General features: G+C 57.1%; 27 protein-coding genes. 11 read left to right on the top strand and 16 right to left on the bottom strand.

What is annotated here, in order from left to right; all coding sequences use genetic code 11:
- Positions 1 to 15: 15 nt before the first annotated feature.
- The 4 genes from nusB to ACR0B0_RS02445 all read right to left on the bottom strand — a co-directional run bounded on the left by nusB (position 16) and on the right by ACR0B0_RS02445 (position 2860).
- Positions 16 to 498 carry a transcription antitermination factor NusB gene (nusB, locus tag ACR0B0_RS02460; RefSeq protein WP_170348265.1) on the bottom strand — a complete coding sequence of 161 codons (483 nt, stop codon included), beginning with the start codon at positions 496 to 498 and terminating at the stop codon, positions 16 to 18.
- Positions 495 to 1046 carry a 6,7-dimethyl-8-ribityllumazine synthase gene (locus tag ACR0B0_RS02455; protein ID WP_480646271.1) on the bottom strand — a complete coding sequence of 184 codons (552 nt, stop codon included), beginning with the start codon at positions 1044 to 1046 and terminating at the stop codon, positions 495 to 497. Before ACR0B0_RS02455 ends, nusB begins: the two co-directional genes overlap by 4 nt.
- A gap of 2 nt (positions 1047 to 1048) precedes the next feature.
- The gene (gene ribB, locus ACR0B0_RS02450; RefSeq protein WP_170374729.1) at positions 1049 to 2170 is read right to left on the bottom strand and encodes a 3,4-dihydroxy-2-butanone-4-phosphate synthase; all 1122 of its coding nucleotides are present in this window, start codon (positions 2168 to 2170) and stop codon (positions 1049 to 1051) included.
- A 102-nt stretch (positions 2171 to 2272) separates the two neighbouring features.
- Positions 2273 to 2860, bottom strand: coding sequence for a riboflavin synthase (locus ACR0B0_RS02445; protein ID WP_480646269.1), 588 nt, complete (start codon positions 2858 to 2860; stop codon positions 2273 to 2275).
- Positions 2861 to 2998: 138 nt separating this feature from the next.
- On the opposite strand from ACR0B0_RS02445, the gene ACR0B0_RS02440 reads away from it, so the two are divergent.
- From ACR0B0_RS02440 to ACR0B0_RS02430, 3 genes are all read left to right on the top strand, one after another.
- Entirely contained in the window at positions 2999 to 4297 is a 1299-nt protein-coding gene (locus tag ACR0B0_RS02440) for a capsule biosynthesis protein (RefSeq protein ID WP_480646267.1), read from the top strand.
- A gap of 92 nt (positions 4298 to 4389) precedes the next feature.
- Positions 4390 to 5520 carry a polysaccharide biosynthesis/export family protein gene (locus tag ACR0B0_RS02435; RefSeq protein WP_170348260.1) on the top strand — a complete coding sequence of 377 codons (1131 nt, stop codon included), beginning with the start codon at positions 4390 to 4392 and terminating at the stop codon, positions 5518 to 5520.
- On the top strand, positions 5520 to 7520 hold the full coding sequence (locus tag ACR0B0_RS02430; protein WP_480646265.1) for a capsular polysaccharide biosynthesis protein: 2001 nt from the start codon (positions 5520 to 5522) through the stop codon (positions 7518 to 7520). The genes ACR0B0_RS02435 and ACR0B0_RS02430 overlap by 1 nt, the downstream gene beginning before the upstream one ends.
- Here the strand turns inward: ACR0B0_RS02430 and ribD are convergent.
- The 6 genes from ribD to ACR0B0_RS02400 form a co-directional block, all read right to left on the bottom strand.
- Entirely contained in the window at positions 7517 to 8617 is a 1101-nt protein-coding gene (ribD, locus tag ACR0B0_RS02425) for a bifunctional diaminohydroxyphosphoribosylaminopyrimidine deaminase/5-amino-6-(5-phosphoribosylamino)uracil reductase RibD (RefSeq protein WP_480646263.1), read from the bottom strand. The two genes, ACR0B0_RS02430 and ribD, sit on opposite strands and share 4 nt — an antisense overlap.
- Entirely contained in the window at positions 8614 to 9084 is a 471-nt protein-coding gene (gene nrdR, locus ACR0B0_RS02420) for a transcriptional regulator NrdR (RefSeq protein ID WP_005983889.1), read from the bottom strand. The genes ribD and nrdR overlap by 4 nt, the downstream gene beginning before the upstream one ends.
- A gap of 121 nt (positions 9085 to 9205) precedes the next feature.
- Positions 9206 to 9619 carry a secondary thiamine-phosphate synthase enzyme YjbQ gene (locus ACR0B0_RS02415; protein ID WP_170348257.1) on the bottom strand — a complete coding sequence of 138 codons (414 nt, stop codon included), beginning with the start codon at positions 9617 to 9619 and terminating at the stop codon, positions 9206 to 9208.
- An 18-nt stretch (positions 9620 to 9637) separates the two neighbouring features.
- Positions 9638 to 10039 carry a hypothetical protein gene (locus ACR0B0_RS02410; protein WP_170348256.1) on the bottom strand — a complete coding sequence of 134 codons (402 nt, stop codon included), beginning with the start codon at positions 10037 to 10039 and terminating at the stop codon, positions 9638 to 9640.
- Positions 10040 to 10117: 78 nt separating this feature from the next.
- Positions 10118 to 10666 carry a DUF4166 domain-containing protein gene (locus tag ACR0B0_RS02405; protein ID WP_480646261.1) on the bottom strand — a complete coding sequence of 183 codons (549 nt, stop codon included), beginning with the start codon at positions 10664 to 10666 and terminating at the stop codon, positions 10118 to 10120.
- A complete protein-coding gene (locus ACR0B0_RS02400; protein ID WP_480646259.1) occupies positions 10667 to 11104 on the bottom strand; it encodes a thiol-disulfide oxidoreductase DCC family protein in 438 nt (145 codons plus the stop codon).
- A 322-nt stretch (positions 11105 to 11426) separates the two neighbouring features.
- Between ACR0B0_RS02400 and ACR0B0_RS02395 the strand changes: the two genes are divergently transcribed.
- Positions 11427 to 12431 (top strand): helix-turn-helix domain-containing protein, encoded by a 1005-nt coding sequence (locus tag ACR0B0_RS02395; RefSeq protein ID WP_480646257.1) that lies wholly within the window; start codon positions 11427 to 11429, stop codon positions 12429 to 12431.
- Between the two features lie 201 nt (positions 12432 to 12632).
- Here ACR0B0_RS02395 and rpoD read toward each other — a convergent pair whose 3' ends face one another.
- From rpoD to ACR0B0_RS02375, 4 genes are all read right to left on the bottom strand, one after another.
- Positions 12633 to 14621, bottom strand: a complete 1989-nt coding sequence (gene rpoD, locus ACR0B0_RS02390; RefSeq protein ID WP_170348252.1) for an RNA polymerase sigma factor RpoD — start codon at positions 14619 to 14621, stop codon at positions 12633 to 12635.
- A 114-nt stretch (positions 14622 to 14735) separates the two neighbouring features.
- Positions 14736 to 16685 carry a DNA primase gene (dnaG, locus tag ACR0B0_RS02385; protein ID WP_480646255.1) on the bottom strand — a complete coding sequence of 650 codons (1950 nt, stop codon included), beginning with the start codon at positions 16683 to 16685 and terminating at the stop codon, positions 14736 to 14738.
- 80 nt (positions 16686 to 16765) lie between these two features.
- Positions 16766 to 17062: a hypothetical protein gene (locus tag ACR0B0_RS02380; RefSeq protein ID WP_170357791.1), complete on the bottom strand. Its 297-nt coding sequence runs from the start codon at positions 17060 to 17062 to the stop codon at positions 16766 to 16768.
- 149 nt (positions 17063 to 17211) lie between these two features.
- Entirely contained in the window at positions 17212 to 18642 is a 1431-nt protein-coding gene (locus ACR0B0_RS02375) for a Glu/Leu/Phe/Val family dehydrogenase (protein WP_170374714.1), read from the bottom strand.
- Between the two features lie 327 nt (positions 18643 to 18969).
- On the opposite strand from ACR0B0_RS02375, the gene ACR0B0_RS02370 reads away from it, so the two are divergent.
- From ACR0B0_RS02370 to ACR0B0_RS02360, 3 genes are read left to right on the top strand one after another with little or no spacing between them, the layout of a single operon-like run.
- Positions 18970 to 20652, top strand: a complete 1683-nt coding sequence (locus ACR0B0_RS02370; protein WP_480646253.1) for a TadE/TadG family type IV pilus assembly protein — start codon at positions 18970 to 18972, stop codon at positions 20650 to 20652.
- On the top strand, positions 20649 to 21179 hold the full coding sequence (locus ACR0B0_RS02365) for a TadE/TadG family type IV pilus assembly protein (RefSeq protein ID WP_170348247.1): 531 nt from the start codon (positions 20649 to 20651) through the stop codon (positions 21177 to 21179). The genes ACR0B0_RS02370 and ACR0B0_RS02365 overlap by 4 nt, the downstream gene beginning before the upstream one ends.
- Before the next feature lie 4 nt (positions 21180 to 21183).
- A complete protein-coding gene (locus tag ACR0B0_RS02360) occupies positions 21184 to 21771 on the top strand; it encodes a TadE/TadG family type IV pilus assembly protein (protein WP_170348246.1) in 588 nt (195 codons plus the stop codon).
- Here the strand turns inward: ACR0B0_RS02360 and ACR0B0_RS02355 are convergent.
- Positions 21734 to 22225, bottom strand: coding sequence for a hypothetical protein (locus ACR0B0_RS02355; RefSeq protein WP_170393488.1), 492 nt, complete (start codon positions 22223 to 22225; stop codon positions 21734 to 21736). The two genes, ACR0B0_RS02360 and ACR0B0_RS02355, sit on opposite strands and share 38 nt — an antisense overlap.
- 146 nt (positions 22226 to 22371) lie before the next feature.
- Between ACR0B0_RS02355 and ACR0B0_RS02350 the strand changes: the two genes are divergently transcribed.
- On the top strand, positions 22372 to 23283 hold the full coding sequence (locus tag ACR0B0_RS02350; RefSeq protein ID WP_170548188.1) for a pirin family protein: 912 nt from the start codon (positions 22372 to 22374) through the stop codon (positions 23281 to 23283).
- Here ACR0B0_RS02350 and ACR0B0_RS02345 read toward each other — a convergent pair.
- Positions 23280 to 23867: a TetR/AcrR family transcriptional regulator gene (locus ACR0B0_RS02345; protein ID WP_480646251.1), complete on the bottom strand. Its 588-nt coding sequence runs from the start codon at positions 23865 to 23867 to the stop codon at positions 23280 to 23282. The genes ACR0B0_RS02350 and ACR0B0_RS02345 overlap by 4 nt on opposite strands.
- A 99-nt stretch (positions 23868 to 23966) precedes the next feature.
- Here ACR0B0_RS02345 and ACR0B0_RS02340 point away from each other — a divergent pair, with 99 nt between their 5' ends.
- From ACR0B0_RS02340 to glpX, 3 genes are all read left to right on the top strand, one after another.
- On the top strand, positions 23967 to 24215 hold the full coding sequence (locus tag ACR0B0_RS02340) for a hypothetical protein (protein WP_170348242.1): 249 nt from the start codon (positions 23967 to 23969) through the stop codon (positions 24213 to 24215).
- Positions 24216 to 24342: 127 nt separating this feature from the next.
- On the top strand, positions 24343 to 25629 hold the full coding sequence (locus ACR0B0_RS02335) for a homoserine dehydrogenase (RefSeq protein WP_480646249.1): 1287 nt from the start codon (positions 24343 to 24345) through the stop codon (positions 25627 to 25629).
- Positions 25630 to 25699: 70 nt separating this feature from the next.
- On the top strand, positions 25700 to 26683 hold the full coding sequence (gene glpX, locus ACR0B0_RS02330; protein WP_170348240.1) for a class II fructose-bisphosphatase: 984 nt from the start codon (positions 25700 to 25702) through the stop codon (positions 26681 to 26683).
- The last annotated feature ends 37 nt before the right edge of the window (positions 26684 to 26720 follow it).

Raw genomic sequence — 26720 nt, 5'->3', positions numbered from 1 at the left:
ACCATGGTAAAGGCGTCAGAACGCCTCGGGCTGGGCCTCGCGCGCCATGTGATCCAGCACGGCGTTGACGAATTTTGGCTCTTTGCCTTCCGGGAAAAAGGCACGGGCTACATCGACGAACTCGGTAATGACGACTTTGGGCGGAGTGTCGCCCTGAGTCAGTTCGGCCCCGGCGGCACGGAACGTGGCGCGCAAAGTCGGGTCGATGCGCGCAATGGGCCATTTGGCGACCAACGCGCGGTCGGTCATCTGGTCAATGGGCGCCTGATAGTTCACGGCGTCCTCGACCAGTTTGCGGAACACGCGGATATCGCCGTCCAACATCTCTTCGCCCTCATAGACAGCACCGAAACGGTGATCCAGAAACTCATTCACAACCTGTTCGGTCGTCTGACCCGACTGCTCCATCTGGAACAGAGCCTGCACGGCATAAAGCCGGGCGGCGGATTTCATCAGGCGTTTCTGGTTGGCCGGTTTCGGCGCATCTGTCTGGGTCATGCTGTCGTGGGTCCGTTGCTGTCGCCCGCCACAAGGATGGACTCGGACGGGGGCTTGAAGCCAACGCCCTTTTGTGAGGCGCCCCACTTACGGCTGAGCGCGATCAGATGCAAGGCCGCAGCGGCAGCCCCTCCACCTTTATTCATCTTTTCTGGATTTGCGCGGACTTCGGCCTGATTGTCATTTTCCACTGTCAGAATACCATTGCCGATGAGCAGACCTTGCAAACCCATCAGTTGGATGGCGCGACTGGAGTCATTGCACACCGTTTCATAATGCGTGGTCTCGCCACGAATGACGCAGCCCAGCGCGACGTAACCGTCGAAATTACACTGACGGTCCGCCATAGCGATGGCGGTCGGGATTTCCAACGCGCCGGGTACTTCGACCACGTCATAAGTACCACCAGCCGCTTCGATCTCGGCTTTTGCACCGGCTACCAGACTGTCGGCGATGGCGCGATAGAACGGGGCGACCACAATCAGCAGTTTCGCCGGTTTGTCGAAGGTTGGTGTCGGCAGGACGCCGTGTTTGTCTTGTTCAGCCACGATCAGTCATCCTTAAGGATTGAGCGGGTGCCGACGATGGATAGGCCAAAAGCGTCGAGCCCCAGATATACAGTTTCCGGCGAATCTGTCAGCAGTACCAACTCCTGGATACCCATCTTGGACAGGATCTGCGCGCCCAGGCCGGTTTGCTTGATGGTGCGCGGGCCTTCGTCCTCGACCGCGTAAAGCGAGTTGCGCGGCTGACGGAACAGGCACACCACGCCGCGGCCCTCTTCGGCTATCTTTTCCATTGCCCGCGGCAGTTCGCGCGAAGATTTCGGGCCCAGACCCAGAATATCGGGTGCTTCGTGCAGGGCGTGTGTGCGGGTCAGCACCGGGTCGGGTGTGGTGATGTCACCTTTGATCATGACGACATGTTCGATGCCGTGGGTCTGATCGGTGAAAATACGCAGCTCCCACTCTCCGCCATATTCCGAGGTAACAGTCTCGCGCGATGTTTCGACCACCAGATTGTCATTGCGAGACCGATACGCAATCAGGTCGCTGATCGTGCCGATCTTCATTTCATGTTCTTTGGCGAATTCGACCAGATCAGGCAGACGCGCCATGGTGCCGTCAGTCTTCATGATCTCACAGATCACGCCCGAAGGGTTCAGCCCAGCCAGACGCGAGATATCCACGGCGGCCTCGGTGTGGCCCGCACGGACCAGCACCCCGCCGCGCTTGGCGCGCAGGGGAAAGATGTGGCCGGGGGTGGCGATATGCGCCATCGTGTTCTGTTCGTTAATCGCAGTGGCGACCGTCAATGCCCTGTCAGCGGCGGAAATGCCGGTCGACACGCCCTCACGCGCTTCAATCGAAACGGTGAATGCAGTTTCGTGTCGGGATGAGTTGTTCACCGCCATCATCGGCAGTTCAAGGGCGTCCACCCGTTCGGCCGTCATCGGCAGGCAGATCAGCCCGCGCCCATGTGTGGCCATAAAGTTGATCGCGTCGGCATCGGCAAACTCGGCGGGGATCACCAGATCGCCTTCGTTTTCACGATCCTCGTGGTCGACCAGAATATACATCCGGCCCTTGCGCGCCTCGTCGATGATGTCTTCGATCGGGCTGATCGCGTCGCGCAGCTGGGCTTCGACAGGTCCTGGGGTTTCAAAGCTCATGAGGCAGCCTTTCACAGAGCATGTTTGACCCGGTGGATAGACTACCAGACGGTCAAAGGCCAGAGCACTTGCGGCACCAGGCAATCCCGACGCGACGTAGTTTCAGGACATTTCGGCCAGGCGCGCGACGTAGCGGGCCAGTGTGTCGATCTCAAGGTTCACCTTGTCACCAACCCCTACATCACCCCAGGTTGTGACTTCCTTGGTGTGGGGGATGAAATTGATGCCGAAATCACAATCATCCACATCGTTGACGGTCAGCGAGGTTCCGTTCAATGCAACCGAACCTTTTGGCGCGATAAACCGGGCCAGTTCTTTGGGGGCACGCAGGGTGACGCGCGTGCTGTCGCCGTCGTCCTGCACGGCGACCACCTCGGCCACACCGTCCACGTGACCTGAAACGATATGACCGCCCAGCTCATCCCCGACTTTCAGGGCGCGTTCCAGATTGACGCGCTTACCGACCTGCCAACTGTCCAGATTGGTTTTCGAAACCGTCTCAGCGCTGATCTGCACGTCATACCAATCATCGCCCAGCGCGATCACGGTCAGGCACACGCCATCACTGGCGATCGAGGCGCCGATATCAATTCCCGCCGTGTCGTAATCCGTTTTGATCCGCGCCCGCAGATCGCCTTGCTGATCCAGCTCGATGACGGTGCCGATATCGGTGACGATCCCTGTAAACATTCTGCTAACCCTCAGCTCTTAACCTGATCCAGTGTTCCAAGCCGAGGTAAGCGCAAGCGGCGTGACGGGCAAGCCCCACCTTGCCGGGAAAGGTCGAAACAGGCATAATTTCCTGAACAAAAGGCAAGAGCAGTAGTGATGTCACCCGACGCCAAAGGCCTGAACCGTCGTGTTTTCCTGTTTTTGCAGGGACCGCATGGCCCGTTTTTCAACGGGCTCGGGCGTATGCTGCGCTCTACGGGGGCCGAGGTTTGGCGCGTAGGGTTCAACGCCGGGGATCAGGCGTTCTGGTTTGACAAGGCCTCGTACATCCCATTTCTCGACACGCCCGAGCTTTGGCCGGACAGGTTGTCTGAGTTGATCGCAGATCGCGAAATCACGGATATTGTCCTGTACGGCGACACGCGCCCAATTCACGCCAGCGCCGTTAAGATTGCCCAAGCCAACGGCGTCACGGTTCACGTGTTTGAGGAAGGTTACCTACGCCCCTGGTGGGTAACGTATGAGCGGTTCGGCTCAAACGGAAACTCACGCCTGATGTCTTTGGGCGTCGATCAGATGCGACATGCACTGAATCAGTCGACAGCGCAGACACCACCGCCACCTTCGCATTGGGGGGATATGCGGCAGCACATCTTTTATGGGGCGCTCTATCATTGGTTTGTATTGTTTCGGAACCGACGTTATCGAAACTTCCGGCGGCATCGCGACCTACCTGTATCAAAGGAATTTAGCTTGTATTTCAAGCGGCTGGCACTGATGCCGTTTCACCGGCTTCAGCGCCGCTGGGCCACAGCGCGCGTTCTGGGGAGCAGTCACCCTTACCATCTAGCGCTGCTGCAACTGGGGCATGACAGCTCGGTTCAATCCCATTCGGACTATTCCTGCATGTCCGACTTTCTTGCGGATGTAATCCGTGGTTTTGCCAACGGCGCGCCCGCGCATCATCGGTTGGTGGTGAAAGAACATCCGCTGGAAAACCACCGCGAACCACTACGCCACCGTGTGTATGCGCTGGCTCAAGCGCATGGAATTGCGGATCGCGTGCATTATGTGCCCGGCGGCAAGCTCGCCAAGCTTCTGGATGGTGCGAGTTCTGCCGTGACGATCAATTCTACTGCCGGGCAGCAGGTTTTGTGGCGTGGCATCCCGCTGCGCATCTTTGGCAAATCGGTCTATGACAAACCCGAATTCGTATCGCGCCAACCATTGGCGGCGTTCTTTGCGGACCCGATGCCCCCGGATCAGGATGCCTATCAGACCTATCGCCGGTTTTTGTTGAAAACGAGTCAGGTGCCCGGAGGATTCTATTCCCGCCGGGGCCGCAGGCAGCTTTTGCGTGGCGTGGCGGATATGATGCTGAACGCCGCAGACCCCTATCAATCTGTCCTGTCCCACAAAGAGGCGCAGACGCCACAGTTAAAGCTTGTTGAGTAAAACTGGCCGGTTGGCGCTAGAAGTTATCGCGCGAACCGGGTAGCCTGCGCCCAACAAAAGACCATAACAAAAACGACCGAGGATGACCGGCAGTGCAGCGCTTTCCAATCCGATGGATACGGGGGATATCCCTTGTGACCGCAATTGGCCTGTTGGCCGGGTGTCAACTTCCGAAATCAGGGCCCAACAAGTCTGAAATTTTGGCGGGCTCCACGGAAAAAGGTGGCAATGCTTTTGTGGTCGAAGTTGATGACCGCGTCGCAAAGGCCACTTCAGCCATCCCTCAATACGGGTTTTCGTCCTCTTTTCGCAGTGCGCAACGCCTGGCGGCTGACACTGTTCGCCCCGGTGACGTCCTTGGTTTGACGGTTTGGGAAAACGTCGATGACGGCTTGTTGTCCGGTGAAATAAGCTCCTCCACTATCCTTGAACAGATACAGGTCGACAGCGACGGTTTTATCTTTGTGCCGTATGCCGGACGCATCCGAGCCTCGGGCAACACGCCCGAGCAACTGCGCCAACTGATCACCAGCGAACTGCAGGAACAAACACCTGATCCGCAAGTCGAAGTGCGCCGTGTCGCAGGGGATGGCGCAACCGTTTCGCTTAGCGGGGAAATCGGGGCAGCGGGCATTTATCCAATAGAGCGGCCAAGCCGTACCCTGTCCGGAATGCTGTCGCGGGCCGGCGGCGTTGCCGTAGGTTCGGACATCGCGCTGGTGACGCTGATCCGCGGAAATGACCGCGGGACGGTCTGGTATGACGATCTGGTGCGTAATCCCCAGTTGGACGTCGCGCTGCGCGGCGGAGACCGCATTCTCGTCGAAGCTGACAGCCGGTCCTACATCGCGCTTGGGGCCACCGGGCAGTCGCGCGTGGCATTCGACACACAAGACCTTTCGGCGCTTGAAGCTCTGGCGCAGGTGGGCGGCTTGCAATCCCTGTCCTCGGACCCGACCGGTATTTTCGTACTACGTAAGGAACGGCAGGACATCGCGCGCAACGTCATGGGACGTCAGGATTTGCAGGGCGATCAGCGCATGATCTATCTGTTGAACCTGACCGCGCCCAATGGATTGTTCGTCGCACGGGACTTCGTCATCCGTGACGACGACACTATCTATGTGACCGAAGCCCCGTATGCGCAGTGGAGCAAATCGATCTCTCTGATCGCCGGTGGCCTGACACCGGTTGCAAACGTCGCCACGCTGACGGGCGGCTGATGCAACTTGACCCAACAGCCGGGGCACAACGGACCCGGTTGCTTGTATATAACGGTGGTTTCCTGACCCAACGCCGCATACGGCGCATCCTACACCTCAAGGGTTACGACATCCGGCTGGGTCTTCCCCGCGACGGAGACGTAGTGGGTGTTTGGGGCAACAGCCCGACTGCGCATCGCGGCTTTAGCATCGCGGCCCGACACAACGCGCCGATTCTGCGTGTCGAAGACGCCTATTTGCGCTCGTTATATCCCGGGCGGACGGGTGAGCCCCCGCTAGGCCTTTTGCTTGATCGGTCGGGGGTTCATTTCGATCCGGCACAGCTTTCGGACCTTGAATCCCTACTGGCCACGCATCCGCTGGACGATACTGCCCTGCTGAATCGGGCCCGGTATGGGACCGAAAGGATGCGCGAATTGCACCTCAGCAAGTATTCTGCCGTCGATCCCACCCTGCCCCCACCTGAACCGGGTTACGTACTGGTGGTCGATCAGGCGCGAGATGATGCCTCGGTCACGGCAAGCGCGGGTGATGACGCACGCTTCCGCGAGATGCTGGTCATGGCACAAGAGGAAAACCCCGGTGCCCGTGTCCTGATCAAGACACATCCCGAAACCGCTGCCGGACATCGCAGCGGGTATTACTCGGATCAAGATATGACCGACCGGGTTTCGTTTGTAACCGAGCCCATCAGCCCATGGACTCTGCTAGAGGGTTCGGTCGGCGTCTACACCCTGTCATCGCAGTTGGGCTTTGAGGCTATAATGGCTGGCCACAAGCCGCGTGTCTTTGGCCAGCCCTTCTATGCCGGATGGGGGCTGACACAGGATGAGGTCTATTTCCCTCGCCGCCAGCGCAACCTGACCCGGGCACAGTTATTTGCCGCAGCGATGATTCTCTATCCTACATGGTACGACCCATACCGAGATCAGCTGTGCGAGTTGGAAACTGTGCTGGACACGCTCGAGGCGCAAACGAGGGCGTGGCGTCAGGATCATAAGGGGTGGACAGCCTCCGGCATGCGGCTGTGGAAGCGCAAACACCTGCAAGAGATGTTCGGTCGCGAAAAGAAGATTCGCTTCACTCCGACCCCGCCCGATACACCCGACTGCCCGCATATGGTTTGGGCCAACCACGCCCGCGATGCGGAAGACGCGATCAGGATCGAGGACGGTTTTCTGAGGTCCCGCGGGCTTGGCGCCAATCTGGTGCCGCCCCTGTCTTTGGCAACGGACGATCTGGGCATCTACTACGACCCGACACATCCAAGCCGGTTGGAGGAATTGATTACCGCGCGTGAAACCCTGCGCCCGGATCAGGAGTTACGGGCCGAACGGTTGGTGGCGCAGATCGTTTCGGGCCAACTCAGCAAATACAATACCGGCGGGGCGCCCCCGGAACTGCCCGAAGGGCATCGCATTCTGGTTCCGGGTCAGGTCGAGGATGATGCCTCAATCCTGCTTGGCACTACGACTGTCCACACAAACACCGACTTGCTGAGGGCCGCGCGTGAGGCGAACCCAAATGCGATCCTGATCTATAAGCCGCATCCTGATGTCGAGGCCGGACTGCGCGAAGGGTCGATTGACGACGAAAGTCTCGCCGACGTGATCGCCACAGACACCGATCCAGCCGCGCTGCTGGCCCAAACACACGAAGTCTGGACGATGACCTCTTTGCTTGGGTTCGAGGCCCTGTTGCGCGGGGTCCGTGTGACCACGCTTGGGGCCCCGTTTTATGCTGGGTGGGGGCTGACGAACGATCTGGGAACGGTACCGGCGCGACGTGGCGCAAGACCGTCCATCTTGGGTTTGGTTCATGCCGCGTTGATCGATTATCCACGATACCACGATCCGCTTACCGGATTGCCCTGCCCCGTCGAGGTCGCGTTGCAACGCCTGACAGAGGGCAATGAACGCAAGGGCGGTTTTTCTCTGCGCTTGTTATCGAAACTGCAAGGCGCGCTTGCCACGCACGCTCGCCTATGGCGTCGCCGCTAACGCAGCGCCCTCGCCCAGCGATGCAAAACATCCGGCCCGATGGCGCGGGTTTCGATCAGGTCAAACCGGGGGGCGGCGTCCAACTTGTCCAGCCCCATTGATCCAATGGCGGGCAAGCCTTCGGCACCAATTGTCAGCCCCGCGCTAAAGCCCACCAGCTCATCCACCAGATCATCGGCCAGCAAGGACGCCGCAAGCGCCGACCCACCTTCGCAGAAAACGCGCGTCAACCCGGCCTGGCCAAGTTGTTGTAACAGGTCAGCGGCATCTATGTGATGTTCCTGCAGCGCACAGGGGATCAGACGTGCGCCCAGCCCCTCCCACGCGCGGGCCCGATCGGCATCCGGGGACGGACCATGGCATAACCAAACCGGTATCTCAGCAGCCGTACGTGCCAATTGCCCCATCAGCGGAATATCCATGTGGCGTGACACTACCACTCGCACTGGCTGCGCCTCGACCCCCAGATCGCGAACAGTCAGAGACGGATCATCAGCCCTCGCTGTCCCTGCTCCGACTATCACCGCATCATGACGCGCGCGCATCGCGTGGACCGCCCGCCGCGCTTTCGGTCCCGTAATCCACTTGCTGTGACCGGTCGACGTCGCAATGCGCCCGTCAAAACTGCTGGCCAGTTTGAGCGTCACAAACGGGCGCCCCTGTTCGGTCTTCAGGAAAAACCCCGCGTGATCACGTGCGGCTTGTTCCGCCAAAACACCGGTGGTGACCTCAATCCCAGCCTCGCGCAACATGGCAAACCCCTGCCCTGCGACGCGCGGATCGCTATCCTCAATCGCGGAAACCACCCGCGACACACCTGCCTTGATCAGCGCCTCGGCGCATGGCGGTGTTTGACCGTGATGAGAACAAGGTTCCAGTGAGACATACGCAGTTGCGCCTCGCGCGGCCTCGCCCGCTTGGGCCAACGCTTGGGTTTCACCATGCGGTCGACCACCGGGTTGGGTCCAGCCACGCCCGACGATCCGACCGTCGCGCACGATAACACACCCTACCGCAGGGTTGGGCCAACACGTGCCCTGACCGCGCTGCCCCAATGACAAGGCCAGCGCCATATATCGCTTATCTGTTTCGCTCACTCGTCCGTCGAAGGCTGCGGCGGGCGCAGTTCGTGGACAAACTCCTCGAAGTCATCGGCCGCCTGGAAATTCTTGTATACACTCGCAAAGCGAACATAAGCCACGGTGTCGATCCGCGCCAGAGCTTCCATAACGATCTCACCGATCTTGCTGGACGGGATATCGGTTTCACCCATGCTTTCCAGACGGCGGACAATGCCCGAAATCATCTGGTCGATCCGGTCAGGATCAATGGGGCGTTTCTGCATCGAAATGCGGATCGAACGTTCCAGCTTATCCCGGTCGAAATCCTCTCGTTTTCCGTTGGTTTTGATCACCACCAGATCGCGCAATTGTACACGTTCATATGTGGTAAAACGCCCCCCACAAGCGGGACAAAACCGACGTCTGCGGATCGCGACGTGATCCTCTGCCGGGCGTGAATCTTTGACCTGAGTGTCGATATTACCGCAAAACGGGCAGCGCATTCGCCCTCTCCTCGTCCCTTGTTCCGCTTCTTATTGTAAGCGCAGTGGCTTAGTTATCCACAACTATAGGGCAGCCGCTAGGATTTGGGTAGTCGGAAATTTTAACCGCTAGATCATGAATCTACGCGAAATGCGCCGCAACCTTTCGGTGATGCGGCGCAGTTCGATGTTCAAACAGATATATACCCTGCCAAGTGCCCAGAACGGGTTGTCCGGACACCACAGGAATCGACAGGGAAACCGGCAAAAGCGCGGCTTTGATATGGGCTGGCATATCATCGGGACCTTCATAGGTGTGCCGCAGATACGCCATCGACGGGTGATCCGACGGCGGCACCAGCCGATCGAAGAACGCACGCAAATCCGCCTGCACTTCGGGGTCCGCGTTTTCCTGAATGACCAGCGAACAAGAGGTGTGCCGCACGAACAGTGTCAGCAACCCATCCCCCCCGACTGAGTTCAGCCAGTCACGCACATCCGGAGTGAACTCATAAAGTCCGGGACCCCGCGCTGAAATTAAAAACTCGGTCTTCATTAGGTGGACAGGCCTGTATTAGTCAAAGATTGGCCGAGCAGTACACCGGCCATTGGCGGCCGAAACTGACATACTGAAACCCGGCTGAAACCCCGCCGAGAAAACACCACTGCTTTGCTGCTGAACGGTCTCCGGTGCCGTAAGCGAAAACTGCACGGCTGTTCTGCGCCCCGTGGCTTCACTTGGACCATAACCGCGTTTGACATAAATCCGCTGTTGCCAGCTGGCGCCCAGTGTTCTGCGTGCAAAATCTGAAGCGGCACACCAATACCCGTCTATATCGGTCCGTCCGCGCGGGATCACCTCAAAGACTGTGTTGCTAAGCGCTACGGTCTGATAGCCAAACCGAGCGAACGTCGCCGATGCCGGCGTGGTCAACACCAACGCCGCGAATACCGCGTAAGTCATAACCTTTTTCATAATCACACTCTTTCCTGTTTCGAGGTAGGTATTGACCTAGTGTACTCTAAATTCAAACAAAGCCGGTTCACGATGAATTCAATCCGGGTCCATCTGTACGTGAACAAGTTTCAACCAGGCGCTACACCGGATCAATACCCCAAGGCCCGGCACTTTGGCCGAGACATCAAAGCAAAAATCCCCTGTTTCGCTCTGCCATTCTACGGTTGATGAGCGTGGCAGCAAAAATGCCGGGCAACGAAGACCCAAAATGCTCAGGCCCCGGATGTGGATCAACAGGTGTTCAGCTTCGACCTCGGGTTCCAGCCACAGCGTCAGCCAGCCCAGCTTTTCACGAACGCAATCTGCGCCGTGATCAAATGTCAGGAGGGATCGAGTCGTGTGGCCATCAAAATCACGTACCCACTGCCATGTGTCATCGTCACGGTCTATCCGAACTTGCACCGGTATGTCGTTGGCGCTTCGAGGAAACCGTCCGAGGTGCAAAGCAAGCCTGATCAGCCACCCTCGTCCCTCGACAATATCGCACCGTCCCGCGTAGTGACCTGTGTTGGAATGCAACTGCTGAAGGGCCAAGGGCACTTCTACCCCGGCAGGAAGGGATTGCAAAAACGGATCGGGTTCCACTCAAAATCCCTCGGGCAAAAAACGGGATCGCAGTGCGGCATCCGGGATCATACAGGTCGGATTGCGTCCGAATATCTTGTACCTGTTACGTGCAATGGCATGATACAGCGGGTCTTTGATCCAACTGGGCAGGAACCTACAAAAAGACAAGATCGGCCAAATCCCCGGCAGCGCGCCCATCGCCGCGGCGAAGGCATCCAGACGTTGATGTACATTGCCGTTCACGATCACCAGGTTGGTTTCAAAATCCTGCATGGGCAATCCAAGCTCTTGGTACAGCCTTTGCCCTAGCGGCGATTGCGCCGTTACGAATTTAAAACGCTGCGCTTTATCCCTCATCGTCATGAATTGAAAAAAACCTGAACACAGAACACATTCCCCATCAAAAACAATGGCATCCTGAGAATCCACCAATTCTGAGACGGCAAAGTTTGGCATATCTGTTGCGCCCGTTAGCTTTCCTACCCGCACCCTTTCACCATGGTCCGGACCGGGCAATGCGACATGAGGCCGTCTGTTTCAAACGCGTGAATGTGCCGGGGAGCCACCGGTTTTGGTGGTTTTTATCCAGGGCTCTGACCTCATCCCCACAAGGTGCTGACCCGACAACGGACGGGGAATACAAAATGTCTGACCTTGGGTCTTGTGTTTGCCGGCCAAAACCATTCGAATTCCAGACATTGAAGCAATACATGGGATCGACAAACGCCCAATACGCAACAACGGCATTAAACCCGATTGAAAACACGGTGGAACAGCCATGGAAGTTGATATCGCCCGCATTCAGCTATTGACCAAAGCGCTTGATCAACGAACAAACGGCACCGAAGCATCTGACCGTATACTGGAAAAGTGTGAACTCTCACGGGATAGAATTGCAGCGCCGACCACAACGTGCAGCGCCCATCAAGAAGCCCTGTTTGCACGCTATGCCTGCGATACCGTCGGAGATATTACCTTTGCCGCGCAGACCGGGTTGCAGTTTTCTTCGTCCTCTAGCCTGACGGCGTATATCAGTAAGTATTCGCGCGACCTGCGGCAGGTGATCGAGAACACCTCGCGCTTTCATATGTTCATCGACCCGGCCATAGCCTTTGCACTGCGCCTTGCCGGAAACTTTGCCACTATTGAGGCCGAATGGAAGGATGCCAGTTTTGCCCGGTATCACCGCCGGACCGAATTCCTCATGTTCGCCGGATTGGCCCGCATGCGCACCCTGACGCAATCGAATTTCCGTCCCATTGAGATACGGTTTCAGCACGAGGTTGGGAAAAGCAGAGAAAAATTTCAAAAACTTGCAGGGTTTCCCGTTGTTTTCGGTGCAGAGAGACTGGAAATCGTCTTTGCCGTATCCTCGTTGGATTTGCCGGTTCCGACCTACGATTCAAACCTGCGCGCGCACCTTCTGGAATATGGTGAACGTGTCCTGGCAGAGCGACGCTCGCCCAAGCAAAAACTGCGCGCGCAGGTCGAAGGGCTGATTACCCGCTCGCTGCCCGGCACTGTCATTCACGCCGATGAGGCCGCCGCAAATCTGGGGATGAGTCCGCGCACTTTCACACGGCGGCTCAAGGAAGAAGGGGCAACCTATCGCGATATCGTCGACGATCTTAGATGCGATCTGGCGCAAACCTTTATCACCAATGGCATGGCGCTGTCCGAGATTGCCTATTCGCTGGGCTACGCCGATCAACCGGCCTTTTCGACCGCTTTCAAACGCTGGACCGGTCAGGCCCCCAGCACTTTCCGCAGTCGTCTGGATTAATCGGATGCGCTATATGGCAAGTGGCCGGGGGTCATCAGCCGCAAAGCCTCACCCCGGCCTGTCCCATGAGTGGACAATGCGGATATAAAGAGGTGCAGGGGTCTTGCCTTGTGACTTCCCGCCAATTTGATCTTTCCAATAGACAATGTGAAAGCGCGTGGGGTGAAAGAAAAAAGGCGCCACTCTCGGGGCGCCTTGGTTTTATTGATCCAGGAAAGACCGCAGCTTTCGCGACCGGCTGGGATGTTTCAGCTTGCGCAACGCTTTCGCTTCGATCTGACGGATACGTTCGCGGGTCACACTGAACTGTTGACCGACCTCTTCCAGCGTATGGTCGGTGTTCATGCCGATGCCAAAACGCATCCGCAGCACCCGCTCTTCGCGCGGGGTGAGCGAGGCAAGAACCCGTGTCGTCGTTTCCTTGAGGTTTTCCTGAATGGCGCTGTCCAGCGGCAGCACGGCATTCTTGTCCTCGATGAAATCGCCCAGCTGGCTGTCTTCCTCGTCGCCAATCGGCGTCTCAAGGCTGATCGGCTCTTTGGCGATCTTCATCACCTTGCGAACCTTTTCCAGCGGCATCTGCAGCTTTTCAGCCAGTTCTTCTGGCGTCGGCTCGCGCCCGATCTCGTGCAGCATCTGACGGCCGGTCCGAACCAGCTTGTTGATCGTCTCGATCATGTGGACCGGAATACGGATCGTACGGGCCTGATCCGCAATTGAGCGCGTGATCGCCTGACGAATCCACCAGGTCGCATAGGTCGAGAACTTATAGCCGCGGCGGTATTCGAACTTGTCTACCGCCTTCATCAGGCCGATGTTACCTTCCTGAATAAGATCAAGGAATTGGAGGCCGCGGTTCGTGTACTTTTTGGCAATCGAAATCACCAGGCGCAGGTTTGCCTCGACCATTTCCTTCTTGGCCTGCCGCGCCTCTTTTTCACCCTTCTGAACCTGCTGCACGATGCGGCGGAATTCGGGGATGTCGAGACCGACATATTGCCCGACCTGAGCCATATCGTTGCGCAGTTCCTCGACTTTGGCAGTCGAGCGTTCGATGAACATCTGCCAACCCCGACCGGGTTTTTCAGCCATCTCGGCCAGCCAGTTCGGGTCCAGTTCACGGCCACGATAAGCGTCGATAAACTCGCGACGATTGATACGGGCTTGATCCGCCAGCTTCACCATCGCGCTGTCCAGCGACATGATACGGCGGTTGATGCCGTAAAGCTGGTCGATCAGCGCTTCGATACGGTTGTTGTGCAGGTGAAGACCGTTCACCAGTTCAACAATCTCGGCCCGTAGCTTTTGATAGGTCTCTTCGTCCTTGGCGCTGAACGTGCCATCTTCGTTCAGCGTGGCCGAAATCCGGCTGTCCTGCATTTCCGAAAGCATCGCGAAATCGGTCGAGATTCGCTCCAGCGTGGTCAGCACCTGATCTTTCAAAGCCGCTTCCATCGCGGCCAGAGACATGTTGGCCTGATCATCTTCGTCATCATCGTCATCATTGGCGATCGGATTGCCATCCGCGTCCAGTTCCGGTCCGCTGTCCTTGGCTGGCTTTGCCGCCTGTACGGCTGACGTGTCGACGACCGGTTCTTCGACATCGCCGTCTTCGTCCAACTGGTTGCCAAATGTGGCCTCCAGGTCAATGACGTCACGCAGCAGAATGTCTTCGGACAACAATTCGTCGTGCCAGATGGTAATCGCCTGGAAGGTCAGCGGGCTTTCGCACAGACCGGCGATCATGGTGTTGCGACCGGCCTCGATCCGCTTGGCGATCGCAATCTCGCCCTCACGGCTTAGCAGTTCGACGCTGCCCATCTCGCGCAGATACATGCGCACGGGGTCGTCAGTGCGGTCCAGCTTTTCCGTTGCAGCACCGGACAACGCAACCTCACGGTTGCTTTCCGTGGTGGTCAGTTCGGTCGAGCCTTTGTTCTCTTCCTCTTCGGCCTCTTCATCTTCGATGATGTTGATGCCCATTTCGGACAGCATCGACATAACGTCTTCGATCTGTTCCGAGCTGACCTGATCAGGCGGCAGCACCTGATTGAGCTGGTCGTAGGTGATGTAACCTTTCTCGCGGGCCTCGGCGATCATCTTCTTGACGTTGGCCTGGCTCATGTCCAACGAGATTTCCTGTTCCTGCTCGTCGGATTTGCGGTCTTCGTTCGTATCCTTGGCGGCCATTCAATGCTCCTGCAGGGATGGGTGATTCGTTTCAACCGAATCATTAGCGCGTAGAAGTGATTCGGCCACCCGTTTACCTGTTTTTCTTTTCCAGTGCCTTACGAAAACACCACTTCACCGGCGTTTCCGTTCAAAATTGATGCCCGACATGATTGCCTTGAACGCATCTTTCTCGTCGCGGTTGATCCGCGCGCCATTGTCGGCGATGTCGAAAACGGCCCTGTCCTCGTTCTGGCTGCGGCTTGTGCGGTTGCGTTCTTCGGCGGCTTGCGCCAATCGGTACGTCAACGCCTCATCGGCCAGATCGGACAGTTCCTCTGCAGCTTCGGCAATCTCAGCATCCAACCCCCGGAGCGCTTTGATCTTTGCGAGTTCCTCGGCCAGCGTCATCTCGGCCTTTTCAACGTCGCCTGGCTTGTACACACAAGGGATTACTGCGACATGGCGAAGGGCCAGCAGGTTTTCAAGGGCTTGGGGCCCCAAAGTTTCGGCAATGTGGTCTTTCAGGTTGTCAGGATCATCAATCGCGTGCCGCAGGATCGCATGGCGCAGGGCTGCATGGTCGGAATCGCGGCACTCCATATCCTCCAATTGATGCTCAAACTGCACAACGACTTCGGGGTTAAGCGCAGCAATTGCAAGAATAGCCGCTTCGCGCAGTTGAATCTCGGCACCTTCAGACGAAGCCAAAAACGATGCCCGCGCGTCAGGCGTTGCTGGCTGTTTCTGCGGTTGCCACTTGCCCCGAGGTTGCCATTGGCGGTTCCCAGATTGCCGCTGCGGGCGGAACAATTGCCACCGCAGATCCTTAATCTCTTGCCCGTAATGAGAGCGGATCGAAGGGTCACGGATCAGTTTGATCTTGTCCCTCAGCACCTTATCCAACGCTGCCTTACGTTCCGGGCTGTCAAAGACCTTGCCTTCGGTTTCGCGCTGCCACAGTAATTTGACCATCGGAATGGCCCCATCCAGCACGGCCTGCACCGCCCCTGCCCCTTCGGCACGCAACAGATCGTCGGGGTCCTTGCCTTCGGGCATCAGGGCAAAGCGCAGGGATTTCCCGGCCTCCAGCAACGGCAGAGCCAGATCAACCGCCCGCATGGCGGCCCGCAGACCCGCCGTATCGCCATCCAGTGCAATGATCGGCTCGTCCGAGATACGCCATAGCAATTGCAACTGATGCTCGGTAATCGCGGTACCTAGCGGCGCGACCGAGGCACCAAACCCAGCCTCTGCCAGAGCAATCACGTCCATGTACCCTTCGGCCACGACCAAGGGCAGCCCTTTGCCCGCAGACTGCCGAGCGGGCCCGTGGTTATAGAGGCTGCGTCCCTTGTCGAACAACTCAGTCTCGGGCGAGTTCAGATATTTGGCGTTGTCGGCCGGGTCCATCGCCCGCCCGCCAAAGGCGATGCAACGCCCGCGCGGGTCGCGGATCGGGAACATGATCCGATTGCGGAACGTATCATAAGGCTTTTTGCCCTTGTTCGAAGGTTTGGCCAAACCTGCGCCAAGGATCAAATCCTCGGCCACGTTCTTGCCCCGTAGATGGTCCCACAGCGCCTGCCAGCCGTCAGGGGCAAAACCAATTTCCCACCGCTCCAACGCCTGCACATCCAGCCCGCGATTGGCCAGGTAGTCACGCGCTGCTCCCCCTGCCCCGGTCTTAAGCTGCAATCGGAAGAACTGCACTGCCTGCTCCATGACCCCGGCCAGTTGCGACCGGCGATCCTGTTTTTCCTGTGCTTTGGGATCGCGCGCAGGCATCGGCATTCCGACCTCGCGCGCCAGAATCTCAACCGCTTCGATGAACGATACATTCTCGGTTTCTTTCACAAAGCTGATCGCATCGCCTTTGGCATGGCAACCAAAGCAGTAGTAGAATCCCTTTTGATCATCGACGTGGAAAGAGGCGGTCTTTTCATGATGAAACGGGCACGGTGCCCACATGTCACCCTTGCCCTGATTGGACTTTCGCGCATCCCACATGACCTTACGCCCAACGACCTGAGACAAGCTCAGCCGGGTGCGCAGTTCATCCAGAAATCCGGGGGGCAGTGACATGGGTTAAACTTGACAGAAACAGGAACGCGCGCCAAGGGTATGACGCGCGTTTGTCCACAGGGAAATGATGGTGCTGTGGATTATTGCTGCAAACACAGCTCAAGCCACGCGGCGCCCAGATCCTTTTTGCGCACGTCGCGCATCTTTTGCTCGTAAACCCAGGGGGCGATCAACGGAATGGCCGCGTTGTAGTTCTCGGGCCAGGTCGGGCTTGTATCAGCCACCGCCTGCGGTACGTCGCGCTCCTTGACCCTGTCCAGACGCGCCTTTTGGATTGCCGCAACGACATCAGCCTGATACTGGCAGCTTTGTTCTTTAGTTTCCTCAGCAGCCAGAGGTGTGGCCAACAAAAGGGCCGCGATGGCGGTACGCAACATGGGGATCTCCCGGAATCGTTTCTTTCGCGGCAGCTTACCTGTCAGGCGCACTGCCTGCCATCTTCCTTTTCACCGCTTGCGGTCAATTTAGGTCGGACAGCAACAGGGGCAATCGGATCGTGGCCCGACCGCCCCTGTAATGCAACGGATCAAAGCCCTTTGGCGCGGTAGCTTTTCGAGACGCGATCAATGGCCACGATATAAGCCGCCGTCCGCAGATCTTCGACATCATCACGACTGTGCCAGACCTCGCGCATGGATTGGTAGGCAATGCGCATCGTGTCATCGAGGCCCGAACGAACCAATTCCAGCTCATCCGCACCTTTGAGGTATTTGGCCTTAAAGTCCGGGGACATCGACCACGCATCGCCCAGATACCGATCCAGCCGCTCCAACTCGCTGACGATCAGCTCGTGGCGCGCTTCTTCCTGACGACGCTGCATCCGGCCAAAGCGGATATGGCTGAGGTTTTTCACCCATTCAAAGTAAGACACCGTCACACCGCCGGCATTCGCGTACATGTCCGGAATGATCACGGTGCCTTTTTTGCGCAGGATTTCATCCGCACCCGCCGTCACAGGACCATTCGCCGCCTCGATGATCAAGGGTGCCTTGATCCGTTCGGCGTTGGCTAGGTTGATGACACCTTCAAGGGCCGCCGGAATGAGGATGTCGCAGTCTGCTTCCAGAACCTCGGCACCTTCGGCAGAATGCGTTGCATCCGGATAGTCGCTAACACCGCCATGCTTGACGATCCACTGCCGGACCGATTCAACGTCAATCCCGTCGGGATTATAGAGCGCACCATCCCATTCAACGATACCGACAATACGAGAGCCGTCCTCTTCACTCAGGAACTTTGCGGCGTGATATCCCACGTTGCCCAACCCCTGCACGACAACGCGTTTGCCGTCCAGCTTGCCGGACAGGCCTGCCTTCTGCACGTCCTCAGGGTGGCGGAAGAACTCACGCAATGCGTATTGAATGCCTCGCCCTGTGGCTTCGACACGTCCGGCGATACCACCGGCATTCAGCGGCTTGCCGGTGACACAGGCACGCGCATTGATATCGGTTGTGTTCATTCGTGCGAACTGGTCCGCAATCCACGCCATCTCGCGCTCGCCCGTGCCCATATCGGGCGCAGGCACGTTCTGAGACGGGTTGATCAGATCGCGCTTGGCCAATTCATAAGCAAAACGCCGCGTGATCTGTTCCAACTCATGTTCTTCATACTGCCGGGGATCAATGCACAAGCCACCTTTCGAGCCGCCAAACGGTGTCTCAACCAATGCACACTTGTAAGTCATGAGTGCCGCCAGAGCTTCGACTTCGTCCTGGTTCACGGCCAGAGCATAGCGAATACCGCCCTTGACCGGCTCCATATGCTCAGAGTGAACCGACCGATATCCGGTGAAAGTATGAATCTCACCCCGCAGGCGAACGCCGAAACGCACGGTGTAGGTCGCATTGCAGACCCGGATTTTCTCCTCCAACCCCGGAGGCAGGTCCATCAGGGACGCTGCCCTGTTGAACATAAGGTCCACACTCTCGCGAAAGCTGGGTTCTTTAATGGCCGTCATTTAATCCTCCGTGCCAGCGAACGGTTTACGTTCTGACGTTTTGTCGCACCCATTGGGTAAACGATCAATAATTAAGCAGAAATAAAACTCGAAAAACGCATCAAAAATACTGTGACGGTCGCTGAGTCGCCCAATTCGGCACCCGACTTCGAAATTGTCGCCCAACCGAAGACAGAAGCGCCCATCGCCCGCGAATTATCCCGCTTTTGCTTGTAAATCAGTCAAGTCAGCAGCTTTTTCGCCTAAATCCCGCCACGATTCGGCGTTAATTTTTGAGAGTTAATATTTCCTTAGCAGTTTGGATGTCTGCTCAGCGAGGTCATCAAGATGAATAAGCGCGTATTTCAAAGCGGCTCAAAGAGATTTGAAAAAAAGGCTTCGGTCGCCCGCCGTTTCGCCAAAGACGAAGGTGGTGCGGTATTCACGCTTTTTGTGCTTATCGGCCTTCTGATGATGTTTGCGACAACCGGTCTGGGCGTCGACATCATGAAGTTCGAGCGCGAAAGAGCGACGATGCAAGCAACGTTGGATCGCGCTGTCCTTGCTGCTGCCAACTTGGATCAAGTTGATGTAGACCCCAAGCTGGTGGCTGAAGAGTACATCAAGAAATCTGGGTTGGGTGACGTCAACTACGACATCGAGGTCATTGAAGGCATCGGATCTCGGAAAGTGATCGCGTCGGCAGATAAAACCGTCACAACAAACTTCATGAGGTTTGTGTACATCGACACTTTGACCGCCTCAGCGACAAGTACCGCGGAAGAATCTGTTGGTTCTGTTGAAATTTCCCTAGTTCTGGACATGTCCGGTTCGATGACTCGGGCATCCGCCACGGAAGGCCGATCCAAAATTGCGGTTCTGCGCGATGCGGCTAAAAGTTTCGTGGACACAATGTATGAGAAAGAAAATCCGGATAAGATTTCAATCTCGATCATCCCCTACGCCACGCAAGTGAACGCGGGCGAGGATATTCTGGGCAAGTTCACAAACGTAACAAATGAACACAATTACTCGCATTGCCTGAACTTTAGCTCATCAGATTTCCGGCAGGCTGCTTTGGACCCAACCGCCTCGTTTGACCGCACCGCCCATTTTGATCGATATCGGACAAGCAGAACGCAATGGGAAGAACCCAGGTATCTTACTTGCCCAACGCGGGACGGTAGTGAAATCACCGCTCATACAAACGATATCGATAAATTGCATGACCGGATCGACGATCTTACGGCGCAGGGCAACACTTCGATCGACATCGGCGTAAAGTGGGGCATGGCGTTGCTGGACCCCGATTTTCAGGACATCATAAATGACTTGTCGACACAGAGAGTCAGCTCGTCTTCGACCGAGACCATTGTTCCTGCTACTTTCGGTGACCGTCCGAAAAACTATGAAGACGATGTAGAAAAAATTCTCATTGTGTTTACCGATGGCGAAAATACCTCACAATACAGGCTGGAAGAAGATCTGCGTGACGGGAATTCGGATGTCTGGTTCAACGCTGGATACACGCATTGGGACGGCAAAGTAGGTGAATACAGCGTCAGAATTACGGAACCTGGCGTAGAACCGCCCGTTTATTATTGGTCCCGTCAGCAGGAATACCGTAACCACCGTCATGGCGATCAAGAGGATGGTGATGCCATTCGCCTGACTTATCCTGAATTGTTCAACCGTGCGTCTCTGCGCTGGAACGCCGAAAACAACTACCGCTTTGACAGCAATCGTATCAACAACTGGTATTACGGTGCATATAACTCTATCGGTTCGTCCACTAAAAATATTCGCACCTCGGATATTTGTGCGGCCGCTAAAAATAAGGGTGTGATCGTCTACGGCATTGCCTTCGAAGCACCTGCAGTCGGCGTGACCACCATCGAGGATTGCGCCAGCAGCCCCAGCACAGTTTATGCAGTCAACAGCGATGGGACGTTGGGCAGCGCCAATCTGACCCTTCAACAGGTGTTCGAATCCATCGCTGCTTCGATCAAACAATTGAAGTTGACGCAATGACCCGTGGGTTTCTGAAAAATATACTACGGTTCAGACGGTCCGAGAAAGGCGGGTTGGCGGTTGAGTTCGTCATCCTGTTCCCCTTGTACCTCGTCGTCATACTGTGCGCCGTGGAATATGCACTGGTTTCCGTAAAACAAGTTATGCTGGAACGTGCTGTCGATATGGTTGTCCGTGATATTCGCCTTGGGACCGGATCAGGGCCCACGCACGATCAAATCAAGGATGCAATTTGCGAAAGATCCCTCGTAATTGACGATTGCACGAGTAACTTGCAGCTGGAAATGATCCGTCAGAGCGCCTTCACTGGCGTCACGCTGCCTGTGTCACCGGACTGTACGGACCGTGCGGAACCGACAAAACCCGTTCGGGAATTTACGAATGGTCCGGCAAATGAGCTGATGATCTTGCGCGCTTGCGCACAGATTGATCCGGTTTTCCCCGGATCAGACATGGCAGTCGCCTTAGTCAGTGACGATGGTGTGATCTCTCTAACTTCAACGACCGCTTTTGTTCAGGAGCCTTGATACAATGCGTTTTCTTACTAGAATCCGACAGTATCTGAGAAGCTCCGCACGGCGTGAGAGCGGGAGCCTCACCCTGGAGTCCCTGCTGTTATTCCCGATCTTCGTTATGACGATCTCGCTGACCTACACGTTCTTTGACGGCTTTCGCCAAAGCACTTTGAACGTGAAAGCCGCGTATACGGTAAGCGATCTGCTCTCGCGGGAAAAAGACACTGTTACTGACACTTACATCGAGTCCATGCACACCCTAATGCAACGGATGGTAAACAGCACCGCCGAGATGAGATTGCGTGTGTCATTCATCCGGTATTTCGAAAACGGTGGCGACGACTACTACGATGTGGAATGGTCAACAACCTGCGGATTTCCCGGGATATGGGACAACGGCAATATCGACAGGTTGCGCGACCGACTTCCACCCATGGCCGACCTAGAGCCGATGATTATCGTGGAATCGTCAAACGATTATGAATGGACAGTCAAGCCCGCCTGGCTGGATACCGACTATCAATTCGAGAACTACATCTTCACGCGTCCGCGCTTCGAAAATCAGATTATTGGGGTTGTTTCTCAACAGGGCTGCCAGTCGTAACCAGAGCCTGCAGTATTTCGCACATAAACTTGGTTTCGGCGGCCGTTGTTACCCCGCCGACACCCACCCGGCGTCCCAATCGCCACCACAGACCAGGCGCCCAGCTATTTTCGGCACTTTGCCGTGTCTTTAGAAGAAACCCGTTTGAGGGTTTGAACGCAAAGACACCCCGGTCAATGCTCTCGATATCTTCGACTTTGGCAATCAACCGCCCTGCCCCGGTTCTGAGTTCGGTTTGCGTCAACTCGATCGCATCATCGGTCGCGAACCACATTCGGTAGGCCAACCAGAAAGACGCACCACCCACCACAAGCAGGAAAACCAGCCATATCGGTTCGGATGGATGTGACAACGCGACATACAGAACAAGTACACCGACACAGCCCAACATTCCGGTGCCCAGCCAACGTCTGGCGATTGAGGGCCTGATGGTGGCCAAAACCTCTTGATGCATGTGACTCCCCGATATTTTCGTCACGGTTTAACGGTTTTGTTCCGGGAAGGACAGAGGGGTAGATTTCCGCACAGCACCCGTTCTTTTCTGCTGATTGACCCGACCCGCGCTTATCATACATGCAAGCCAAAGCTATGGAGGTCACAATGTCCCTACGACCGGTTTTGGAAACCCGTAAATCCACACCAACGCTTGAGGGCGCGGGCGTAAAACTGCACCGCGCGTTCGGGTTTCAGGACCCGACTGAACTGGATCCCTTCTTGCTGTTTGACGACTTTCGCAATGAGAACCCGCAGGATTATCAAGCGGGTTTCCCATGGCACCCTCATCGTGGCATCGAAACGATCACCTATGTTCTGGCTGGCACGGTTGACCACTCGGACTCATTGGGCAACAGCGGGACATTGGGCGCCGGAGATGTGCAATGGATGACAGCCGGGTCTGGGATTTTGCATCAGGAAATGCCGGTAGGTAATGCCGCTGGCCAAATGCATGGTTTCCAGTTGTGGGGCAACCTGCCCTCGGCACAGAAAATGACTGCGCCGCGCTATCAAGATGTGCAAAGCAAGGACATCCCGGAAATCACTGATGATGACGGAACAACTGTGCGTGTGATTGTAGGAGAGTTCTGGGGTAAAACCGGTCCGGTCGATGGGATCGCAGCCGACCCGCAATACCTAGACATTCAAATCCCCGCAGGGGTCAAGAAAACATTCCGGATAGATACCTATCGCCGTGCTTTCGCATATGTGTTTGAAGGTCAGGCAGCCTTTGCCGATGCCTCGCAACCAACCGGCGTTCTGCTGGAAAAAGAGGTTGCCGGGCAAGAAGTTAATATTCGGGACATGTCCGGTGATCGCACGCTTGTCCGCTTTGGCAGCGGCGATGAGATCACGGTGCAGGCCGGGGCCGGAGGCGTGCGATTCCTTTTGATCTCAGGGGCACCGATTGCCGAACCTGTGGCTTGGCACGGCCCCATTGTCATGAACACGCGGTCCGAATTGGAACAGGCCTTTCGCGAATTGCGTAATGGCACGTTCATTCGACCGGCACACTAGATCGAGACCGATCTGCGCACCATGTCCCAATAGACCAGCTCGACTTCGTCCAGCGACAAGCGTCCACCTGCGCGATACCAAGTCATTACCCCGTTCAGCATGGCAATGACGGCGAGGGTGGCGATCTTGGTATCCGCGATATCGAACACCCCGCCCTGCTGCCCGCTGCGCAAGATGGTCTCTAGCGCGTTTTCATAGCTGCGGCGCAAGGCCTCTATTTCCGAGAAGTTTTCCGGTGTCAGGTTGCGCAATTCCATATAGGCAATGAACACCTCATCTGGGCGCTCCAGGTGAAAGCGGATATGAAACCCTACGAACTGGCGCAACGCCTCGGACGCATCGGCAGGATGGTCAAGGTCGTCATAAGCCAAAAGCAGCTCTTGCATGTGTTCGTGCATCAGACGGTATAGCAGGCTTTGTTTATCCGGCGTGTAGTTATACAGAGCCCCTGCCTGCACCCCGACCTCGGACGCGATCTGGCGCATCGAGACGGCCGCATAGCCGTGACGGGCGAACAAACCCAGCGCCGCCTTGCGGATGCGTGGGCCGGTAATATCGGAATGTGAACCTTGCGTACGTGCCATTCCCACACAGTATCTGAACGTTTGTTCAGATAGAACCCCGCTTGAACCAAGTCACTAAAAGGTGCATCACAGTTTCAGTTGATGTTGAAAGAGTTCTGCATGAAACCCCTGCCTTTGCTGATACTGATGCTCGCATGTGCCGGATGCACCGATATTCCAGAATTGGAAGGGCGCGAGTTGCCGGAGCTGGAGTCGGCACGCTATCCTAAGCTTATCCCGCTGCAGGAAAAACTGGGCCCCGCCGTTGATCCGGTGAACGAGGCCGCCGTGGTCGAAGAAGACTTGATTGCGCGGCGTGAGGAACTTGAGAAAAAGTCAGAAGAACTCCAGAACGCGGAAATCAACTAAGCCCCTACGATTAAGCCCCATCCGGGACCGGTACGCATTGCACCCTAGCGCTGAACCCGCTAAGGCAGCGCTGAACGGGCAAAAGGCCCGAAACCACGTAAATTTCGAGCGGAAAGGAACCCACGGGATGACACAGGCGCTGCGGCTGGGAATTGCGGGCTTGGGAACGGTTGGCGTGGGTGTCGTAAAGATCATCCGCCGCCACGCAGACCTGCTGCAGGCGCGCACGGGCCGATCTGTCGAGATCGTTGCCGTTTCGGCGCGCGATGCGAATAAGGATCGCGGTGTGAACCTGTCGGACTACGCCTGGGAAACCGATCCCGTGGCGATGGCGAAGCGCAATGACATCGATGTGTTTGTCGAACTGATCGGCGGCGAAAACGGCCCGGCCAAAGCCTCGGTCGAGGCGGCGCTGGCCACTGGCAAGGACGTGGTGACCGCCAATAAGGCGCTGCTGGCGATCCACGGTCAGGACCTAGCCGAAAAGGCCGAAGCAGCCGGTCGTGTCATCCGGTTCGAGGCCGCCGTTGCAGGCGGTATCCCGGTGATCAAGTCGCTGACCGAAGGGCTGGCCGGAAATGAGATCACCCGCGTCATGGGCGTGATGAACGGAACCTGCAATTATATCCTGACCCGCATGCAATCGCAGGAGCTGGGCTATAACGCGCTGTTCGAAGAATGCGCGCAGCTTGGGTACCTTGAGGCCGATCCGAACCTGGACGTTGGCGGCATCGACGCGGCGCATAAGCTGGCGTTGTTGTCTTCGATCGCTTTTGGCACCAAGCCGAACTTCGATGGAATCCAGATCGAAGGCATTCAGCAGATCACCCTAGAAGACATTCATCAAGCCGCCGATATGGGCTATCGCATCAAACTGCTGGGCGTCGCGCAACGCTCGGCTCGTGGTTTGGAACAGCGTATGCAGCCGTGCCTTGTACCCAGCAGCTCACCCTTGGGGCAGTTGGAAGGCGGCACAAACATGGTGGTGATCGAGGGCGACGCGGTCGAGCAAGTCGTGCTGCGCGGCCCCGGAGCTGGCGAAGGCCCTACGGCAAGCGCAGTGATGGGCGATGTCTGCGATCTGGCACGCGGGCTGCAAATCCCGACCTTTGGTCGCCCCGCAACCTCGTTGCAAGATGCCAAGCCTGCGGTGACCGGACTGCCCGCCCCCTATTATCTGCGGCTTGCCCTGTTCGATAAACCTGGTGCGCTGGCCAAAGTGGCGGCTATTCTGGGCGATGCAGGTGTTTCAATCGACCGGATGCGCCAATACGGGCACACGGAAAGCACTGCTCCGGTTCTGATCGTCACCCACAAAGCCACGCGCGCCACGCTGGACGTTGCCCTGAACGGGCTGCGGGATACCGATGTGGTGGCGGATGAGCCAGTTGCATTGCGCATCGAAGAGGTTTGACCCTTGCGGCCTGCCCAAGACGCAGGCTATGCCGAAGAAAACGCCGATACTGACCTGAGGATAGTGAAAAATGAGTGCTGCCAAGATTGATTTCAACGACCGACTGTTGTCTCTGGGCCTTGCGCGGGTCGCAGAACAGGCCGCACTGGCGTCCGCCTCTCTGGTTGGGCGTGGCGACGAAAAAGCCGCCGATCAGGCAGCAGTAAACGCCATGCGCGAACAGCTGAACCTGCTGGATATCGCGGGTGTGGTTGTTATCGGCGAAGGTGAACGCGACGAAGCGCCGATGCTGTATATCGGCGAAGAAGTCGGCACCGGAAACGGACCTGGTGTGGATATCGCGCTGGACCCGCTGGAAGGCACCACCTTGACCGCCAAGGACATGCCGAATGCGCTGACCGTGATCGCCATGGGCCCGCGCGGCTCGATGTTGCATGCGCCGGACGTTTACATGGACAAGCTGGCCATTGGTCCGGGGTTCGCCGAAGGTGTGGTCAATCTGGACATGTCGCCCCGCGAACGGGTCGAAGCACTGGCCAAGGCCAAGGGTTGTGAGCCTGCCGATATCACCGTCTGCATTCTGGAGCGTCCCCGTCACGAAGCGATGATCGCTGAAGTCCGTGAAACCGGCGCCTCGATCCGCCTGATCACCGATGGTGACGTGGCCGGTGTCATGCACTGTGCCGAAAGCGAAGAGACCGGCATCGACATGTATATGGGTTCGGGTGGCGCGCCCGAAGGCGTTCTGGCTGCGGCTGCGCTTAAATGCATGGGCGGGCAGATCTTTGGCCGCCTGTTGTTCCGCAACGATGACGAACGCGGCCGCGCCGCCAAGGCAGGCATCACCGATCTGGACCGCGTTTATTCCCGCGACGAAATGGTCACTGCCGACGTGATTTTTGCTGCCACCGGTGTCACCGGCGGTTCGCTGTTGCCGCGCATCAAGCGCGAACCCGGCTGGGTCGAAACCACCACGCTGCTGATGCGGTCGAAAACCGGCTCGGTCCGCCGCATGTCGTATCGCACGCCAATGTGGCCCCACGACAAAGCGTGATGGCTTGCGCCATTGCCTTCGGCGAGAGTATTTGGAA

This window comes from Ruegeria sp. BA12 (genome assembly GCF_056539625.1).
This window is presented reverse-complemented; position numbering and strand designations above follow the sequence as displayed.

Coding starts and splice junctions, on each gene's coding strand:
- ACR0B0_RS02345 (WP_480646251.1), bottom strand. CDS start 23,867: ATGGCACGTACGCAAGGTTCACATTCCGATATTACCGGCCCACGCATC.
- ribB (WP_170374729.1), bottom strand. CDS start 2,170: ATGAGCTTTGAAACCCCAGGACCTGTCGAAGCCCAGCTGCGCGACGCG.
- ACR0B0_RS02355 (WP_170393488.1), bottom strand. CDS start 22,225: ATGCATCAAGAGGTTTTGGCCACCATCAGGCCCTCAATCGCCAGACGT.
- ACR0B0_RS02395 (WP_480646257.1), top strand. CDS start 11,427: ATGGAAGTTGATATCGCCCGCATTCAGCTATTGACCAAAGCGCTTGAT.
- glpX (WP_170348240.1), top strand. CDS start 25,700: ATGAGTGCTGCCAAGATTGATTTCAACGACCGACTGTTGTCTCTGGGC.
- ACR0B0_RS02430 (WP_480646265.1), top strand. CDS start 5,520: ATGCAACTTGACCCAACAGCCGGGGCACAACGGACCCGGTTGCTTGTA.
- ACR0B0_RS02375 (WP_170374714.1), bottom strand. CDS start 18,642: ATGACGGCCATTAAAGAACCCAGCTTTCGCGAGAGTGTGGACCTTATG.
- ACR0B0_RS02440 (WP_480646267.1), top strand. CDS start 2,999: ATGTCACCCGACGCCAAAGGCCTGAACCGTCGTGTTTTCCTGTTTTTG.
- ACR0B0_RS02335 (WP_480646249.1), top strand. CDS start 24,343: ATGACACAGGCGCTGCGGCTGGGAATTGCGGGCTTGGGAACGGTTGGC.
- ACR0B0_RS02380 (WP_170357791.1), bottom strand. CDS start 17,062: ATGTTGCGTACCGCCATCGCGGCCCTTTTGTTGGCCACACCTCTGGCT.
- ACR0B0_RS02350 (WP_170548188.1), top strand. CDS start 22,372: ATGTCCCTACGACCGGTTTTGGAAACCCGTAAATCCACACCAACGCTT.
- ACR0B0_RS02365 (WP_170348247.1), top strand. CDS start 20,649: ATGACCCGTGGGTTTCTGAAAAATATACTACGGTTCAGACGGTCCGAG.
- ACR0B0_RS02340 (WP_170348242.1), top strand. CDS start 23,967: ATGAAACCCCTGCCTTTGCTGATACTGATGCTCGCATGTGCCGGATGC.
- ACR0B0_RS02360 (WP_170348246.1), top strand. CDS start 21,184: ATGCGTTTTCTTACTAGAATCCGACAGTATCTGAGAAGCTCCGCACGG.
- nusB (WP_170348265.1), bottom strand. CDS start 498: ATGACCCAGACAGATGCGCCGAAACCGGCCAACCAGAAACGCCTGATG.
- nrdR (WP_005983889.1), bottom strand. CDS start 9,084: ATGCGCTGCCCGTTTTGCGGTAATATCGACACTCAGGTCAAAGATTCA.
- ACR0B0_RS02410 (WP_170348256.1), bottom strand. CDS start 10,039: ATGAAAAAGGTTATGACTTACGCGGTATTCGCGGCGTTGGTGTTGACC.
- rpoD (WP_170348252.1), bottom strand. CDS start 14,621: ATGGCCGCCAAGGATACGAACGAAGACCGCAAATCCGACGAGCAGGAA.
- ACR0B0_RS02445 (WP_480646269.1), bottom strand. CDS start 2,860: ATGTTTACAGGGATCGTCACCGATATCGGCACCGTCATCGAGCTGGAT.
- ACR0B0_RS02400 (WP_480646259.1), bottom strand. CDS start 11,104: ATGCCAAACTTTGCCGTCTCAGAATTGGTGGATTCTCAGGATGCCATT.
- ACR0B0_RS02415 (WP_170348257.1), bottom strand. CDS start 9,619: ATGAAGACCGAGTTTTTAATTTCAGCGCGGGGTCCCGGACTTTATGAG.
- ACR0B0_RS02370 (WP_480646253.1), top strand. CDS start 18,970: ATGAATAAGCGCGTATTTCAAAGCGGCTCAAAGAGATTTGAAAAAAAG.
- dnaG (WP_480646255.1), bottom strand. CDS start 16,685: ATGTCACTGCCCCCCGGATTTCTGGATGAACTGCGCACCCGGCTGAGC.